This window comes from Nonomuraea candida (assembly GCF_000725485.1).
Taxonomy (GTDB): Bacteria; Actinomycetota; Actinomycetes; order Streptosporangiales; family Streptosporangiaceae; genus Nonomuraea; species Nonomuraea candida.
Window position 1 is genome coordinate 1 of record NZ_JOAG01000081.1, and the last position, 14933, is coordinate 14933.

15 protein-coding genes and 1 pseudogene are annotated in these 14933 nt (G+C 71.2%); 8 read left to right on the forward strand and 8 right to left on the reverse strand.

What is annotated here, in order from left to right:
• The 7 genes and pseudogenes from IO39_RS57135 to IO39_RS41965 all read left to right on the forward strand — a co-directional run.
• Positions 1-1540: ATP-binding protein (locus tag IO39_RS57135; RefSeq protein WP_245642580.1), on the forward strand; the 1540-nt coding region annotated here is incomplete at its 5' end.
• Positions 1537-1830: a roadblock/LC7 domain-containing protein gene (locus IO39_RS41940; RefSeq protein ID WP_043636743.1), complete on the forward strand. Its 294-nt coding sequence runs from the start codon at positions 1537-1539 to the stop codon at positions 1828-1830. The genes IO39_RS57135 and IO39_RS41940, both read left to right, overlap by 4 nt.
• Positions 1831-1901: 71 nt before the next feature.
• Positions 1902-2249: a DUF742 domain-containing protein gene (locus IO39_RS41945; RefSeq protein ID WP_043636759.1), complete on the forward strand. Its 348-nt coding sequence runs from the start codon at positions 1902-1904 to the stop codon at positions 2247-2249.
• A gap of 28 nt (positions 2250-2277) precedes the next feature.
• Positions 2278-2701, forward strand: a pseudogene (locus IO39_RS41950) (GTP-binding protein).
• A gap of 107 nt (positions 2702-2808) precedes the next feature.
• On the forward strand, positions 2809-4218 hold the full coding sequence (locus IO39_RS41955; RefSeq protein ID WP_211267371.1) for an aldehyde dehydrogenase family protein: 1410 nt from the start codon (positions 2809-2811) through the stop codon (positions 4216-4218).
• A 7-nt stretch (positions 4219-4225) separates the two neighbouring features.
• Positions 4226-4663 carry a DUF3598 family protein gene (locus IO39_RS41960; protein WP_043636748.1) on the forward strand — a complete coding sequence of 146 codons (438 nt, stop codon included), beginning with the start codon at positions 4226-4228 and terminating at the stop codon, positions 4661-4663.
• Positions 4664-5644: a nitrilase-related carbon-nitrogen hydrolase gene (locus IO39_RS41965; RefSeq protein ID WP_052424094.1), complete on the forward strand. Its 981-nt coding sequence runs from the start codon at positions 4664-4666 to the stop codon at positions 5642-5644. It begins immediately after the preceding gene.
• 75 nt (positions 5645-5719) lie between these two features.
• On the opposite strand, the gene IO39_RS41970 is transcribed toward IO39_RS41965, so the two are convergent.
• From IO39_RS41970 to IO39_RS42005, 8 genes are all read right to left on the reverse strand, one after another.
• Complete coding sequence (locus IO39_RS41970; RefSeq protein ID WP_245642581.1) at positions 5720-6511, reverse strand: ABC transporter permease; 792 nt, start codon at positions 6509-6511, stop codon at positions 5720-5722.
• Positions 6508-7356, reverse strand: coding sequence for an ABC transporter permease (locus tag IO39_RS41975; RefSeq protein ID WP_084774475.1), 849 nt, complete (start codon positions 7354-7356; stop codon positions 6508-6510). Before IO39_RS41975 ends, IO39_RS41970 begins: the two co-directional genes overlap by 4 nt.
• A complete protein-coding gene (locus IO39_RS41980) occupies positions 7353-8360 on the reverse strand; it encodes an ABC transporter substrate-binding protein (protein ID WP_157549695.1) in 1008 nt (335 codons plus the stop codon). The genes IO39_RS41975 and IO39_RS41980 overlap by 4 nt, the downstream gene beginning before the upstream one ends.
• A 115-nt stretch (positions 8361-8475) precedes the next feature.
• A complete protein-coding gene (locus IO39_RS41985; protein WP_052424097.1) occupies positions 8476-9429 on the reverse strand; it encodes an ABC transporter substrate-binding protein in 954 nt (317 codons plus the stop codon).
• An 82-nt stretch (positions 9430-9511) separates the two neighbouring features.
• Positions 9512-10516: a methyltransferase gene (locus IO39_RS41990; RefSeq protein ID WP_052424098.1), complete on the reverse strand. Its 1005-nt coding sequence runs from the start codon at positions 10514-10516 to the stop codon at positions 9512-9514.
• Positions 10517-10533: 17 nt separating this feature from the next.
• Positions 10534-11331, reverse strand: coding sequence for an ABC transporter permease (locus IO39_RS41995; RefSeq protein ID WP_084774480.1), 798 nt, complete (start codon positions 11329-11331; stop codon positions 10534-10536).
• The gene (locus tag IO39_RS42000) at positions 11328-12104 is read right to left on the reverse strand and encodes an ABC transporter permease (RefSeq protein WP_043636751.1); all 777 of its coding nucleotides are present in this window, start codon (positions 12102-12104) and stop codon (positions 11328-11330) included. Before IO39_RS42000 ends, IO39_RS41995 begins: the two co-directional genes overlap by 4 nt.
• Positions 12101-13096 carry an ABC transporter substrate-binding protein gene (locus tag IO39_RS42005; RefSeq protein WP_043636753.1) on the reverse strand — a complete coding sequence of 332 codons (996 nt, stop codon included), beginning with the start codon at positions 13094-13096 and terminating at the stop codon, positions 12101-12103. The genes IO39_RS42000 and IO39_RS42005 overlap by 4 nt, the downstream gene beginning before the upstream one ends.
• Before the next feature lie 435 nt (positions 13097-13531).
• On the opposite strand from IO39_RS42005, the gene IO39_RS42010 reads away from it, so the two are divergent.
• The coding region (locus tag IO39_RS42010; protein ID WP_169789216.1) for a nitrate- and nitrite sensing domain-containing protein at positions 13532-14933 on the forward strand (1402 nt) is incomplete at its 3' end.

Genomic DNA, 14933 nt, shown 5'->3' on the forward strand with positions numbered 1-14933 from the left:
GCAGGACGAGCAGCGGCTGGGCAACCTGTTCAAGCTGGACCACCTGGCCACCCGCATGCGCCGCAACAGCGAGAACCTGCTGGTGCTGGCCGGCCAGGACCCGCCGCGCCGCTGGAGCCAGCCGGTCAAGCTGGTCGACGTGGCCCGGGCGTCGCTGTCGGAGGTCGAGGGTTACGAGCGCGTCGTGCTGCAGGTGCCGGACGGCGTGTCGGTGGCGGGGCAGGCCGTCAACGACGTCATCCACCTGCTCGCCGAGCTGGTCGAGAACGCGCTGTCGTTCTCCCCGCGCGAGACCAGGGTGACGGTCTCCGGCAGCCGGATCGACGGCGGCGGCGTCATGCTGTCGATCACCGACTCCGGCATCGGCATGACCACGGAGGAGCTGACCCAGGCCAACGAGCGGCTGATGGAGGCGCCGAGCGTGGACGTGTCGGTGTCGCGGCGGATGGGCCTGTTCGTGGTGGCCCGGCTGGCGCACCGGCACGGCATCCGGGTGCAGCTGCGCCCGCACGCCTCCGGCGGCCTGACCGCCATGGTGCTCATCCCGGAGAACATGCTGGGCTCCCAGGCGCCGGCCTTCGCCGGCATGCCGTCCTTCTCGGGCAACCAGCCGCCGTCCTTCGAGGGCCGGCCCTTCGCCGGCGGACAGCCGCCGGCCCTGGCCGACGACCGGCCCTTCGCCGGCGACCAGTCATCTTCCTTCTCCGAGAGCCGGCCCTTCTCCGGCGACCAGCCGCCGGCCCTCGCGGGAGCCGGGGCCGGCGGGCCCAGGGACGAGCCGTACTCGGGGCCGCATCCCGCCCCGCCGGTCACCGACTGGCCGCAGCCCACGTTCCAGATGGGGCCCGGGCATCCGTCGTTCCCGTCGAACCCGGAGGCGGGCGGCAACTGGCCCGCGCAACCCCCGTGGCAGCCGGACGCGTCCGCGTGGCCCGCCGAGCCGCGCGGCGGCTTCGAGAGCGGCGACGTGTGGGCGCCGCCCCGCGGCCCCGCCTGGAACGGCGAGCGCGGCCTGCCCAGACGACCCGTGCCCCAGCCGCCGCCCGGAGGCTGGAGCCAGGACACCAACCCGCCGCAGCGGCCGGGGTTCGAATACTCCGAGTCCGACTCCGGCGGAACGGGCCCCATGCCGGCGGCGCCGCCCGCCTCCGCCGGTGACGACTACCTGCCGATCTTCGCCGCCGTGGAGTCCGCCTGGTTCGGGCGCGACGCCAACGGCGCGAGCTGGGGCTCCTCGAAGGCGGACGCGGGCTGGAGCGCGGCGGAGGCAGTGGTGGAACCGGTACGTGACGGCGCGACGGCGGCGGGCCTGCCCAAGCGGGTGCCCAAGGCGAACCTGGTGCCCGGCTCGGCGGACAGCGGCGGGCCGGCCAAGGGCGCCATGCCGATGCCGTCGGTCTCGCCCGACCGGGTGCGCAGCCGGCTGTCCAGCTTCCAGCAGGGCTTCCGGGCGGCGCGCGACGACATCAGCGAGGGCAGGGCGTTTCCCTCTTCCGGCCCCATGGGAGGGAAGGACGACGAAAGGGAGGAGGGCGTATGAACAACCTGAGCAACGCGGCGCGCGGAGTCGACTGGTTGATCACCGATTTCGTCAGCACGGTCCCTGGTGTGGCTCATGCGGTGGTCGTCTCGTCGGATGGTCTCGTGGAGATGCAGCGCGGGCTGATGCTGATCATGTCGATCAGTGATGGTTCGTGTCTGGCGGTGCTGGCGGCGCCGGATTGCGACATGGGTCTGGTGGCGTACCAGATGACGCTGATGGTCGATCGCGCCGGTCAGGTGCTGACTCCGGCTGTGCGCGCGGAGCTGCGCGCCAGCCAGACAAGGTGATGTACGTGACGGACCCCAGATGGAACAGCGGCGGCTGGGCCCCTCCGCAACAGCCCCAGCCCCAGTCGCAGCTGAATCCCGACCCCGCATCGCCCGTCCGCCCGTACGCGGTGACAGGTGGACGGACGGCGCCGCGGGTCAAGCTGGCGATGGAGGCCCTGGTGTCCTCGGCGACCGCCGAGCAGCGGGAGTTCTCGCATATCACGCCGGAGTACCAGGCGATCAGCCAACTGTGCCGGCAGGTCAGGTCCGTGGCCGAGGTGTCGGCGCTGCTGCGGATCCCGCTCGGCGTGGTGCGGGTGCTGGTCGCCGACATGGCCGCCGAAGGTCTGGTCCGCGTGCATCAGCCACAGCTGGACGCCGGCCGGCCGGACGTCAATCTGCTGGAAAGGGTGCTCAGTGGACTTCGCAGGCTCTAGCCCCGGACTCACCTCGACGAAGATCGTGGTGGCGGGCGGATTCGGGGTGGGCAAGACGACGTTCGTCGGGGCGGTGTCGGAGATCATGCCGTTGACCACGGAGGCCGTCATGACCGACGCCTCCGCCGGGATCGACGACCTGGGCATGACCCCGCTGAAGTCGACCACGCATCGGCGCGGTCGTCCTCGTCGACACCCGCCGTCTCGCCGACAGTTTCCCGGCCATCGACTACTTCGAGGAGGCTCAGCTTCCGTTCGTGGTCGGCATCAACGGCTGGGACGGCCAGTATCCCCATAGCGACACCGAGGTGCGCGACGCCCTGACGCTGGCGCCGCACATCCCGATGGTGCGGCTCGACGCCCGCAAGAAGGACTCGGTCAAGAACGCCCTGATCCAGCTCGTCGAGCACGCGCTCACGGTCAGGATGGCCGTGCCCGGCTGGGGCGGCTGACCGGACCCGGTCACGGGCGCGCGTTGACGCGCGGGCTCTCACATGATCACAATGGCTCCCGCCGAACATCGCAGGAGCACCATGTCCCGTGGCCGCACCGCATGAACGTGAGGAACCCGATCACCGGGCAGGCCGACCGGCCGCCGGCCCCGATCCCGCCCGATCGGCTGGCAGCCGTCGCCGCCGAGCTGCGCGGGATGGCGCCCGCCTGGCGCGCCGCCGACCCCGCCGCCGACCCCGCCGCCGACCCCGCTGCCGGCCGCGGCGCCGTCCTGTCCCGGTTCGGCGCCGCGCTGGCCGATGACGAGGACCTGCTCGCCGCCCTGGTGGCCGACACCGGCAGGGTGGGGGAGTCGCTGCTGGAGCGCCGGATCGTGGCCGGCCTCATCGACCGATGGGTTCACCAGGCGCCCGCCCTGCTCGCCCCGCCCCCCGAACGGGCCGCCGCCCTGCCCGGGATCTTCGTGGCGGGCGACGCGGTGCCGTACGAGCTGGTGGGGATGATCAGCCCCTGGAACCTGCCGCTGCTGCTCGCCCTCATCGACGCCGTCCCCGCGCTGGCGGCCGGCTGCACGGTGCTGGTCAAGCCGAGCGAGGTGACGCCCCGCTTCATCGAGCCGCTCATGCGGCTGGTCCCCGACGAGCTGCCGCTCCGGGTGGTCGAGGGCGACGGCGCGACGGGCGCCGCGCTCGTGGACCTGGTGGACGCGGTGGTGTTCACCGGCAGCGTCGAGACGGGCCGGCGGGGGGCGCAGGCGGCGGCCCGCGCGTTCGTGCCGGCCTTCCTGGAGCTGGGCGGCAAGGACCCGGCGATCGTGCTGGCCGGGGCCGACCTCGACCGGGCGGCCGCGGCCGTCCTGTGGGGCGGCACCGCCAACGCCGGGCAGTCCTGCCAGTCGATCGAGCGCGTCTACGTGGCCCGCGAGGCGCACGACGCGTTCCTGTCCCGCCTCGTGGACAAGGCCGCGCAGGTGGGCCTGACCTGCGAGGGCGGCCCGATCGGCCCCATCATCAAGCCCGGCCAGGAGGACGTGATCGCCGCCCACCTCGCCGACGCCGTGGCCAGGGGCGCCGTCGTGCACACCGGTGGCAGGATCGAACGCCACGGCGGCGGCCACTGGTGCCGTCCCACCGTGCTGTCCGGCGTCGATCACGACATGCTGGTCATGAGGGAGGAGACGTTCGGCCCGGTGCTGCCGGTCATGGCGGTGGACGGCCCCGAGGAGGCGATCGCGCTGGCCAACGACTCGGCCTACGGGCTGTCGGCCGCCGTCTTCGCCGCCACCGAGGAGCAGGCGCGGGCGGTGGCGGCCCGGCTGCAGGTCGGCGCGGTCAGCGTCAACGACGCGGCACTGACCGCGCTCGTGCACGAGGGCGAGAAGAACTCCTTCCGCCTGTCCGGGCTCGGCGGCTCCCGCATGGGGACGGCCTCCATCGGCCGCTTCCTGCGCCGCAGGGCCTTCCTGGTCAACCGGTCCGACGCCGCCGACCCGTGGTGGCACGGCACGAAAGGGTGAGGGCTCGATGGGACTGCGCGCGGACATGCCGCTGCTGGCCAGGCACGAAGGGAAGTGGGAGGGCGAATACCGGCACCTCGGCCGCGACGGCGAGCTGCTCGACCGGCACCGCGTCGAGATGAGCTGCGTGATCCACGACGACGCCGCCTACCACCAGACCAACCGCTACACCTGGGACGACGGGCGCACCGAGGTGCACGAGTTCCCCGCCACCTACCTCGGCGGCGGCCGGTGCGCCTTCGACACCGAGCGGCTCAAGGGCGAGTTCTGGGAGCTCGACGACAGCACGATCTACCTGAGCTGGCAGTACAAGGGGCAGGACCTGCGGCTGTTCGAGCTGATCGTGCTGAGCGAGGACGGCCGCTCGCGCAGCAGGGTGTGGCAGTGGCTGCGCGACGGCGTGTGCGTGCGGCGCACCCTGATCGACGAGCGGCGGGTCGGCTGAATGACCGCCTTCACCGCGCTGGCCCTGCAGATGGAGACCCGGGCCATCACCACGCGCGACGACCTGCGGGCCGCCGTCGACCGGGTCGGCGTGCGGGTGGCGGGCTCCAAGGCGTGGCTCGGGCCGGAGCTGCGGCTGGTGGTCCTGCCCGAGTACGTGCTGACCGGCTTCCCCATGGGGCAGGGCCCGGCGCAGTGGCGGGAACGGGCGGCGCTCGACCCCGACGGGCCCGAGTACCGGGCCCTGGCCACGGTCGCCGCCGACCAGGACGTCTTCCTGTGCGTCAACGCCTACGAGCGGGACGACCACTTTCCCGGGCTGCACTTCCAGGCCACGGTGATCCTCGCGCCGTCGGGGGAGGCGGTGCTGCGGTACCGGCGGCTGCACTCGTTGTTCTCGCCCACGCCGTACGACGTGTGGGAGCGTTACCTGGAGATCTACGGCATCGACGGCGTCCTGCCCGTGGCCCGTACCGAGATCGGCAACCTGGCCGCCGTCGCCTCCGAGGAGATCCTCGTGCCCGAGCTGGCCCGCGCGCTGGCCCTGCGCGGCGCCGAGGTGTTGTGCAACCCCACGTCGGAGGCGTCGTCCCCGGCGCTCACGCCCAAGGCCGTGGCCCGCCGCGCCCGCGCGGTGGAGAACCTGGCCTGCGTGGTCTCGGCCAACAGCGGCGGCCTGCGCGGCATCGCGATCCCCGGCGACTCCACCAACGGCGGCTCGGAGGTGATCGACCACGAAGGGCGCGCGCTGGCCCAGGCGGGGCCGGGCGAGACGCTGGTCGCCGCCGCCGAGCTGGACCTGTCCGCGCTGCGCAGGGCCCGCCGCCGGCCCGGCCTGGCGAACCTGCTCAGCCGGGTCAAGACCGGCCTGTGGGCCGAGGAGTACGGCCGGCACGACGTCGAGCGGCCCGCGAACGGCGTCCCCGATCGCGCGGCCCTGCTCGCCCGCCAGGCCGAGGCGATCTCCCGCCTGCACGGCTGACCGCCCCGCCCGGCCCGGCCCGACCCAGGCGGGGCGGGGCGGGGCGGCGGTCCGGCCGCCGGGAGGGGGAAGGGGTCAGGCGTCGGTGGTGCGGGCGCTCAGGTGCCAGCCCAGCACCGCCCGCTCCACCGCCAGGAACGCCGCGTTCAGCACGATCCCGAGCAGCCCCAGCAGCACGATCGCCGCCCACATGGCCGGGATGTCGAACTGGCCCTGCGCCTCCAGCATGCGGTGCCCGATCCCCTCGCTGCTGCCCACCAGCTCGGAGATGACCATCATGATCAACGCCAGCGACACGCTCAGCCGCAGCCCGGCGAAGATCTTCGGGCCGGCGGCGGGCAGGATGACCCTGGTGAGGCGCTGCCAGGCGGTGAAGCGGTAGACGACGCCGGTCTCGATGTACTGGCGGTCCACGTGACGGGCTCCGTCCATGCTGTTGATCAGCACGGGCCACAGCACGCCGTACACGATCGAGGCGAGCTGCATCGGCGTGCCGACCTTGAACAGCACCAGGAAGACCGGCAGCAGCGCGGCGGGCGGCACCGAGCGGCCGAAGTGCAGCAGCGGCTCCACCAGCGCCGACAGCCGGTACGAGCGCCCCAGCGCGACCCCGGCCAGCACGCCCGCCGCGCAGGCCGTCGCCCACCCGGCGAACAGCCTGGACAGGCTCGGCAGCAGGTCCGCCACGGCCTCGTCGGTGAGGAAGCCGCGCGCCACCGGCCCGGAGAACCACAACTCGTGCAGCCGCACCACGATCTGCGACGGCGGCGGGAAGTACGTGGCCTGCGCCGAGCGCGTGGCGAGCTCCCAGACCGCCACCGCCACGGGCAGCAGCCAGTACCACGCCAGGCGGCGCACGATCCTCACGCGACCTCCCCCGTCCTGGCCCGATGCCAGCGGAACAGCCGCCGCTCACCGGCCGTGAACAGCACGTTGGCCGCCAGCCCGATCACCCCGGCCCACACCGTGGCGGCCAGCACCCGGTCGAGCCTGTTGGCGCTGCCCGCCAGCGACTGGAACGCCCCGATCCCGCCCCCGCCGGGCGCCAGCAGCTCCACGCTCACCGCCACGATCAGGGTGACCGCCACGGCGATCCGCACCCCGGTGGCGATGAACGGCGCCGCGCTCGGCAGGCTCACCCGCCACGCCACGGCCAGCGGGCCGAAGCCGAAGCTGCGCAGCGTCTCCTTGGCGAGCGGATCGACGTCGCTCAGGCCGTACATGGTGTTGATGAGCAGCGGCCACGAGCAGGTATAGACGACCAGCGCCGTCTTGGCGTCGTGACCGTAGGGCAGCAGGAAGACCGCCAGCGGGATCAGCGCCACCGACGGGATCGGCCGCAGGAACTCCACCAGCGGCCGGGCCGAGCGCTCCAGGAACGGCACCGTCCCGAACAGCAGCCCGAGCGGCACGGCGATGGCGATCGCGATCAGCAGCCCCAGCAGGCACGGCCAGAGCGTGGCCAGCACGTCGGCCCTGAACTGCGCCTCCAGCGGCAGGGCCGCCGCCGTGGTGAGCACGTGCGACACGTACGGCAGATAGCCGGGCAGCAGCCCGGCCCGCCCGGCCAGCTCGGCCGCCGCGAGAAATCCCACCACCCCGGCGACCCCGAGCGCGACCCGCCCGAGCCCGCCGCGCCCCTCGCGGCCCGTCACGGCGCCGCGCCCTTCGCGGCTCGTCACGGCGCCGCGCCCGGATGCCTGACGGGTCATCCGCCGACCGGTGCGAAGATCTGGTTCACGTCCACCTTCTTCTTCAGGAACCCGAAGCCGTGCATGAGGTCGGCCAGCTTCTGCACGCCGGCCCTGTCGGCCTCCATCGCGAACTCCCCGACGTTCATCCGCGCCGCCACGTCCGCCGGGATCTGCGTGTACGTCGGCACGACCTCGTCGATGGCCTGGCGATCGGCCCCGGCGATCCGCTGGGCCTTGGCCAGCGCCCGGTGCAGGGCGGCGGCCGTCTTCGGATATCGGGCCAGCCACTGCTCGGTCACGCCCCACCCGTCGATCGGCACGCCCGCCGTCGGCCCGCCGATGGTGTCGACGATCTGCCTGGCGCCGTCCTGCTCGGCCGCGCTCAGGAACGGCTCGGCCAGCCAGGCCGCGTCCACCTTGCCCGAGGACAGCGCTCCGAGCTGGTCGGCGAAGGGCACGGCGACGAACTTGGCGTCCTCCAGCCGCAGCCCGGCCTGTTGCAGGTGGGCGCTGACCACCGTGTGCCCGAGCGCCTTGAGCACGTTGACCGCGATCGTCTTGCCCCTGAGGTCGGCGACCGTCCTGATGGGCGAGTCCTTGGTCACGACCACCGCGCAGAAGCCGGGCGCGCCTCCCATGCTGTGCTGGAACAGCTTGAGCTTGGCCGCGCCCGTGTCGTTGATCGTCATGAGCGAGACGTAGCTGGTCAGGAAGGCGTCCATGCTGCCGTTGACGATCTTCGGCATGACCGCCTGCGGCGCCTGGATGATCTCGGTCTTCACGGTCAGGCCCTCTTCCTTGAAGAAGCCGCGCTTGTCGGCGATGAACAGCGGCGCGGAGGAGGCCACCGGTAACACGCCGATCAGCAGCTCCGTCTTCTCGGGCCCGCCGGGGGAGGCGGCGCCACTCACGCCGCCACTCACGCCGCCCCGCCCCGCGGCCCCGCCGCCGCACGCGCCGAGCGCCAGTACGGCCGCCAGGACGACCGCCATGCCCACGACTGTGGTCCTGATCCGTCGCATCGCCACTGCCTTTCCGAGTCCAGTGGTGCGGTGCCGTCGCGGCCTCCAGCGTACGTCGGCGCCCTGCTCAGCCGCCGCCCTTCGCAGCGGGCGCCCTGCTCGGCCGGCGCCCTGCTCAGCCGGCGGACGGCGCGAAGAGCCGCGCCACGTCCACCTTGTTCTTGAGGTAGCCGTAGCCGTGCAGCAGGTCGGCCAGCTTCTGCACGCTCGCCTGGTCCGCCCGCATCGAGAACTCGCCGAGCTTCATCGCCGCCGCCGCGTCCGCCTGGGTCTGCGTGTACGTCGGCACGACCTCGTCGATGGCCTTGCGGTCGGCGCCGGCGATCTCCTGGGCCTTGGCCAGCGCGCGGTGGAAGGCGGCGGCCGTCTTCGGGTTCTTGGCCAGCCACTGCTCTGAGACGCCCCACCCGTCGATCGGCACCCCGGCGGTGACGCCGTCGGTGGTGTCGATGATCTCGGTGGCGCCGTGCTTCTTGGCGGCGGTCAGGAACGGCTCGACCAGCCAGGCCGCGTCCACCTGCCCGGAGGACAGGGCGCTGAGCTGGTCGGCGAAGGGCACGGCGACGAACTTGACGTCCTCCGGCTTGAGCCCGGCCTCCTGGAGGTGGGCGTTGGTCAGCGTCTGCCCGAGCGCCTTGAGCACGTTGACCGCGATCGTCTTGCCCTTGAGGTCGGCGGCCGTCTTGACCGGCGAGCCCTTGGCGACGACGACGCCGGCCACGCCCGGGGCGGCCTCCTGGCTGTGCTGGAACAGCTTGAGCTTGGCCGCGCCCGTGTCGTTGATCGCCATCAGCGACACGTAGCTGGTCAGGAAGGCGTCCATGCTGCCGTTGATGATCTTCGGCATGACCGCCTGCGGCGCCTGGATGATCTCCGTCTTGACCGTCAGGCCCTCTTCCTTGAAGAAGCCGCGTTTCTCGGCGATGAACAGCGGCGCCGACGACGGGACCGGCACCACGCCGACCAGGAGCTGGGTCTTCTCCAGCCCGCCGGGCGACGTGGCGGCCGCCTGCTGCTCTCCTCCGCCTCCCCCGCCGCCGCACGCGCTGAGCGCCAGCGCGACCGCCATACCCGCGACTACGATCCTGGCCAGCTTCATGTCACTGCCTTTCTGGGGTCCTGCCATCAGGTGGGGAAGGCCGGGGGAGGGGTCAGCGGGGCACGGCCTCGATGAGGCTGGCGCCGGAGCCGAGCTCCACCACCTTGCCGAGGGCCAGCCCCGCCCGGTCGAGCAGGGCGGAGTACTCCTCGCGGCTGCGCTCGGTGCCACCGTTGAAAATCGCCAGCATCCGCATGTCGATGTCCTTACCCAGGTGGGGCTCCTCGCTGTCGGGCAGCACGACTTCGAGGAGCAGGACCCGCCCGCCGGGGTTCATGGCCGCGCGGACGTTGCCGAGGATCGTGACGGCGGCGTCGTCGTCCCAGTTGTGCAGGACGCTGGCCAGGAGATAGACGTCGCCGCCGGCCGGCACCTCGGCGAACATGTCACCCGAGACGACCTGCGCCCGCTCGGCCAGGCCCTCCTCCGCCAGCGTGCGCCTGGCGTGCTCGGCGACGTGCTCCAGGTCGAACAGGACGCCGCGCATCTGCGGGTTGGCGTGCAGCACCGTGGCCAGGATGTGGCCCTTGCCGCCCGCCACGTCCACCATGGTCGCGGTGGGCGGGAAGGCGTACCGCTTGGCCAGGCCCTCGGTGAAGGGGATGGCCCTGGCGGTCATGTAGTCGTCGAACATCCGGCTCACCGCCGGGTTCGCGGCCAGGTGGTCGTAGAGGGGGCCGTAGCGCTTCATGAACGCCGAGTCGCCGTCGCGCACCGTGGCGGGCAGCATGCCCATGGCGTACCAGAAGCTCTCCTCGCCGAGCATGCGGATCGAGGAGCGAACGGAGTCGGGCGCGTCCGAGCGCAGGGCGGTGCCCTTCTCGGTGAGGTCGTAGACGTCGGGGCCCGTGCCCTTGACCACGCCCATGCTGGCCAGCTCGCGCAGGACCCGGCGCAGCGAGGGGGCGTGCGCCCCGCACCGCCGCGCCAGCTCGCCGCTGTCCAGCGGCCCGTGCGCGAGATGGTCGGCCAGGCCCAGCTCGGCCATGGTCAGCAGGGCCGCGAAACGGGAGATGTCTCCTACGGCTCCCCACAGGAGGTCATCGGAGTGCGGCATACGTCCTTCCAGGGGATTCACGGGTTGCGGGTGGCCTGCCGGTGCCAGACGAGCATTCTGCGCTCGGCCAGCACGAACAGGGAGTTCACGAGGTAGCCGAGCAGGCCGAGCAGCGCGATGGCCGCCCACACCCCGGCGGCGTCGAAGCTGCGCTGGGCCTGCAGGAGCTGGTAGCCGATGCCGTCGGAGCCGCCGATCACCTCGGTGATCACCATGAGGATCAGCGCCAGCGACAGGCTCAGCCGCAGCCCGGCGAAGATCTTCGGCGAGGCGGCGGGCAGCACGACCACCCGGAAGCGCTGCGTCCTGCTCAGGTTGAAGACCGTGGCCGTCTCCGTGTACGTGCGGTCCACGGCCCTGGCGCCCTCGATCGTGTTGAGCAGCACCGGCCAGACCACGCCGAAGACGATGGTCGCCAGCTGCGTGATCAGGCCGCCGTACTGCGTGGCCAGGCCGGCCTGGAGCACGAGGAACACCGGCAGCAGCAGCGGCGGCGGGATCGAGCGGCCGAACTCGATCAGCGGGTTCACGTAGTCGGTCGCCGTGCGGGAGCGGCCGAGCAGCATGCCCACCACGACCCCGATCAGCGAGGCCAGGATCCAGCCGCCGAACATGCGGCCCAGGCTGGGCAGGAAGTTGTCGACGGCGTCCTGGGTGAGGAACACCCGGCCCGCGGGGCCGGAGAACCACAGCTCGTACATGCGGGCCACGATCGCCGTGGGCGGCGGGAAGTCGGTTTCCTCCAGCGCCCTGGTGAGCAGCTCCCACCCGACGAGCACGACCGGGATCAGCCAGAACCGGGTCAGGATCTTCACGACTGCGCCGCTCCCGTCCGCATCCGGTGCCAGCGGAAGAGACGGCGCTCGCCGGTCAGCAGGAGCATGTTCGCCAGCACGCCCAGCACGCCGGCCCAGCAGGTGGCCGCCAGCATGAGGTCGGTCCGGTTGCCGCTGCCCGCGATGTTGACGTAGACGCCGATGCCCGCCACGCCGCCGGCCAGCAGCTCGGCGCTGACCGCCAGGACGAGCGCGATCCCGGCGGCGATCCTGACGCCGGTCGCCACGAACGGGGCGGCGCTGGGCAGGCTGACCCTGACCAGCACCGCCAGGGAGCCGAAGCCGAAGCTGCGCAGGGACTCCTTGGCCAGCGGGTCCACGTCGTGCATGCCGTACAGGGTGTTGATGAGGATCGGCCAGACCGAGGCGTACACGATGACCGAGACCTTCATCAGCTCGTCCACCGGGATCAGCAGGATCGCCAGCGGGATGATCGCCACGGACGGGATCGGCCGCAGGAACTCCAGCAGCGGCCTGATCGCCCGCTCGACCGGGGGCAGCGCCCCCAGCAGCACGCCCAGCGGCACGGCGACGGCGGTGGCGACCAGCAGGCCGAGCACCCAGTTGCCGAGGGTGGTGACGACGCCTTCCAGGAAGTCGGGGTCGGCGGGCAGCCGCACGGCCTCCAGGAGGATGACCGAGGGGGCCGGGAACTTCAGGTCCTCGCTGACGCCGAAGCGGATGAACAGCTCGGCGAGGACGAGGAACCCCACGGCGCCGGCGGCGCCGCGGAGCAGTCGTGCACCGGTCATCCGTTCGAGGCGCCGGTCGTCGCGATGACGGACTTCACGTCGATGGCGCTCTTCAGGTAGCCGTACTCCAGCATCAGGTCGGCGACCTTCTGCAGGCGGTTGGCGTTCAGCTCACTCGGGTACGCACCGAGCGTGATCACCGAGGCCGTCTTGGCGTCGATCTTCGTGTACTTCGGCAGCGTGGCCTCGATCTCCTTGCGGTCGCTGGAGGCGAGCTGCTGCGCCTTGGCGATCGCGCGCTGGAAGGCGGCCAGCGTCTTCGGGTACTTCGAGGCCCACTCCTCGGTGGCCATCCAGCCGGCGATGGGCAGGTCGGCCGTCTGGCCGGTCATCGTGTCCACCAGCTTGCGGAAGCCGTGCTGGCTCTGGTTGGCGGTGATGAACGGCTCGGTGATCCAGCCGGCGTCGGCCTGGCCGCTGAGGATCGCGTTGCCCATGTCCGGGAAGGGCTTCTCGACGAACTTGACGTCCTTCTCGGTGAGACCGGCCACCTTGAGCTGCGTGGTCACCGCGAGCGTGGCGATGTTGTTGAGGTTGTTGACCAGAATGGTCTTGCCCTTGAGGTCCTCCACCGTCCGAATCGACGAGTCCTTCGGGACCATGATGTTGAAGGTGTTGGGGGCGGCCTGGTACATATCCGCGACCAGCTTGATCTTCTTGCCCTGGCTGACGGCCAGGAACGTCGAGACGTAGTTGGTCTGCGAGATGTCCAGCGCACCGCTCTGGATCTGCGGCAATGCCGCGGCGCCACCGGTGATGGTGACCGGCTCGACCGTCAGGCCCTCTTCCTTGAAGTAGCCCTTGGCGTTGGCGATATAGAGGGATACCGGGTCCGGAATGGGGAGCGCCCCGACCTTGATGGTGGTTTTCTCCAAGCCCTTGCTGTTGCCACCGGCCTCGGCGGTGTCGCCGCCGGAACCACCGCAGCCGGCAAGGGTGAGAGCGACTGTGACGCCGAGGACAATGGCGTGACAGCGCAGTTTGCGTGTCATGGGGGGTTCTCCTACCAGGGGAAGCTTCTGGAGATCGGCACGTAGTTACCGGGCGTGAAGCGTACCGGAGGGGAGATCGGAACGGCAGCACTATGCCGCGTTTATGCACTTTATCTGCCAAATATGACCGTGCCCCGCTATATATGTAAATGTAGGCATAAAGTGCTGTTACTGCTGGAATGTCCGGATTGGGACGCTGGTTGCGCTCCGTGTTCGCAGGTTCGCGACATGAACAACGTGTGGTCTGGAACGGTTGAAAACTGCCGAGACGTTGGCCTAAGTATGAGGTTTGTGCTCAAATTGGGCCTCGAACTTGCCTGCGATCGCTCGTCCGTGTGACGAAGCCGCTGAGACCCCCTTAGAGCAGGCCATGGCGAGAGGTTGCCACCAGTGAGGACAACAACGACCGATCCCGGTCGTGGTAACGCTCCGGACTTGCCGGAAAAGTCCGTGGGCGGTGCGGTGAAGGAGACGCAGCCGCCCAGGACGGGTAGTTTTTTCGCGCTGCGTAACTGGCGCGTACGCACACGCCTCATCGCCCTCATCGCCATTCCCACGATCGTGGCCGTGATCCTGGGCGCCCTGCGCGTCACCACCTCGATCACCAGCGCGCAGCAGTACCAGCTCATCAACGACGCCGGAAGGCTGGTCGCCCAGATCGGCGAGCTCTCCCGCGACCTCGGCCTCGAACGTGACCTGGCCGCCCGCTACGTCGCCTCCGGCAAGCGGGCCTCGGCGGGGGAGAAGCTGGAGAGCCAGCAGCGGATCGTGGACGCCAACGTCGACCGCACCCTCGAACTGGCCAAGAGCACCGAGACCTCGCTGTCCGACCTGGGCCGCAGGACCCTCGACCGGATCGAGGTCCGGCTCGGCCAGATCGCCTCGCTGCGCGACACGGTGGCAAACCAGCAGCTGCCGCCGCTGCCGACGGTGGAGAAATACTCCGAGACCATCGCCGACATGCTGCTGCTCTACGACGAGCTCGGCCAGGGCTCCACCGACGAGCAGCTCACCGCCACGGCCGCCGCGCTGCGCGCCATCGCCCGCGCCGAGGAGGAGGCCTCCAAGCAGCGGGCGCTGCTGACGATCGCGCTCGTGCGCGGCTTCTTCGAGCAGCCGGAGTTCACCGCCTTCCTCGACGCCCGCTCGCGCAGGGAGAGCGAGCGCGCCTCGTTCACCGCGGTGGCCACGCCGGCCCAGCGCCAGGACTTCGACAACACGGTGGCCAGCCAGAAGGTCGGCCGCGCCGAGTTCTACATCAGCCGCGCCGTGCTGCTCAACAACAACGGCCAGTCTCTGGGCCGGCTCGACAACTCCACCACCAGGGACGTCGAGAGCTGGTTCGAGGCCATCTCCGACACCGTCGACCGGCTCCACCAGGTGCAGAAGTCGCTGTCGGTGCAGGTGGCCACGCGCAGCGCCGACGTCGCCAGCGGCGACAGGCAACTGGCCGCGATCAACATCGGCATCGTGGTCGTGCTGCTGCTCCTGGTCCTGGCGATCACCGTCCTCATGGCCGGCTCGCTCGTACGCCCGCTGCGCCGCCTGCGCGGCGACGCCCTGAAGATCGCCGGCCACACGCTGCCCGACCTGGTGCGCCAGCTGCGCAACAACGACGTCGACCCGGCGCAGCTCCACGTCCCGCCCATCGAGATCAACTCCAAGGACGAGATCGGTGAAGTGGCGCGGGCCTTCGACGAGGTGCACCGCGAGGCCGTCCGCCTGGCCGGTGAGGAGTCCCGCCTGCGCAGCAACGTCAACGCGATGTTCGTGAACCTGTCGCGGCGCAGCCAGACGCTGGTGGAGCGGCAGATCACCCTGATCGACGGTCTGGAGC

Excerpts from the sequence above, each read along its gene's own strand:
- IO39_RS41940 (WP_043636743.1), top strand. The coding sequence starts at position 1,537 with ATGAACAACCTGAGCAACGCGGCGCGCGGAGTCGACTGGTTGATCACC.
- IO39_RS41960 (WP_043636748.1), top strand. The coding sequence starts at position 4,226 with ATGGGACTGCGCGCGGACATGCCGCTGCTGGCCAGGCACGAAGGGAAG.
- IO39_RS41965 (WP_052424094.1), top strand. The coding sequence starts at position 4,664 with ATGACCGCCTTCACCGCGCTGGCCCTGCAGATGGAGACCCGGGCCATC.
- IO39_RS41975 (WP_084774475.1), bottom strand. The coding sequence starts at position 7,356 with ATGACCCGTCAGGCATCCGGGCGCGGCGCCGTGACGAGCCGCGAAGGG.
- IO39_RS41980 (WP_157549695.1), bottom strand. The coding sequence starts at position 8,360 with ATGCGACGGATCAGGACCACAGTCGTGGGCATGGCGGTCGTCCTGGCG.
- IO39_RS41985 (WP_052424097.1), bottom strand. The coding sequence starts at position 9,429 with ATGGCGGTCGCGCTGGCGCTCAGCGCGTGCGGCGGCGGGGGAGGCGGA.
- IO39_RS41990 (WP_052424098.1), bottom strand. The coding sequence starts at position 10,516 with ATGCCGCACTCCGATGACCTCCTGTGGGGAGCCGTAGGAGACATCTCC.
- IO39_RS42000 (WP_043636751.1), bottom strand. The coding sequence starts at position 12,104 with ATGACCGGTGCACGACTGCTCCGCGGCGCCGCCGGCGCCGTGGGGTTC.
- IO39_RS42005 (WP_043636753.1), bottom strand. The coding sequence starts at position 13,096 with ATGACACGCAAACTGCGCTGTCACGCCATTGTCCTCGGCGTCACAGTC.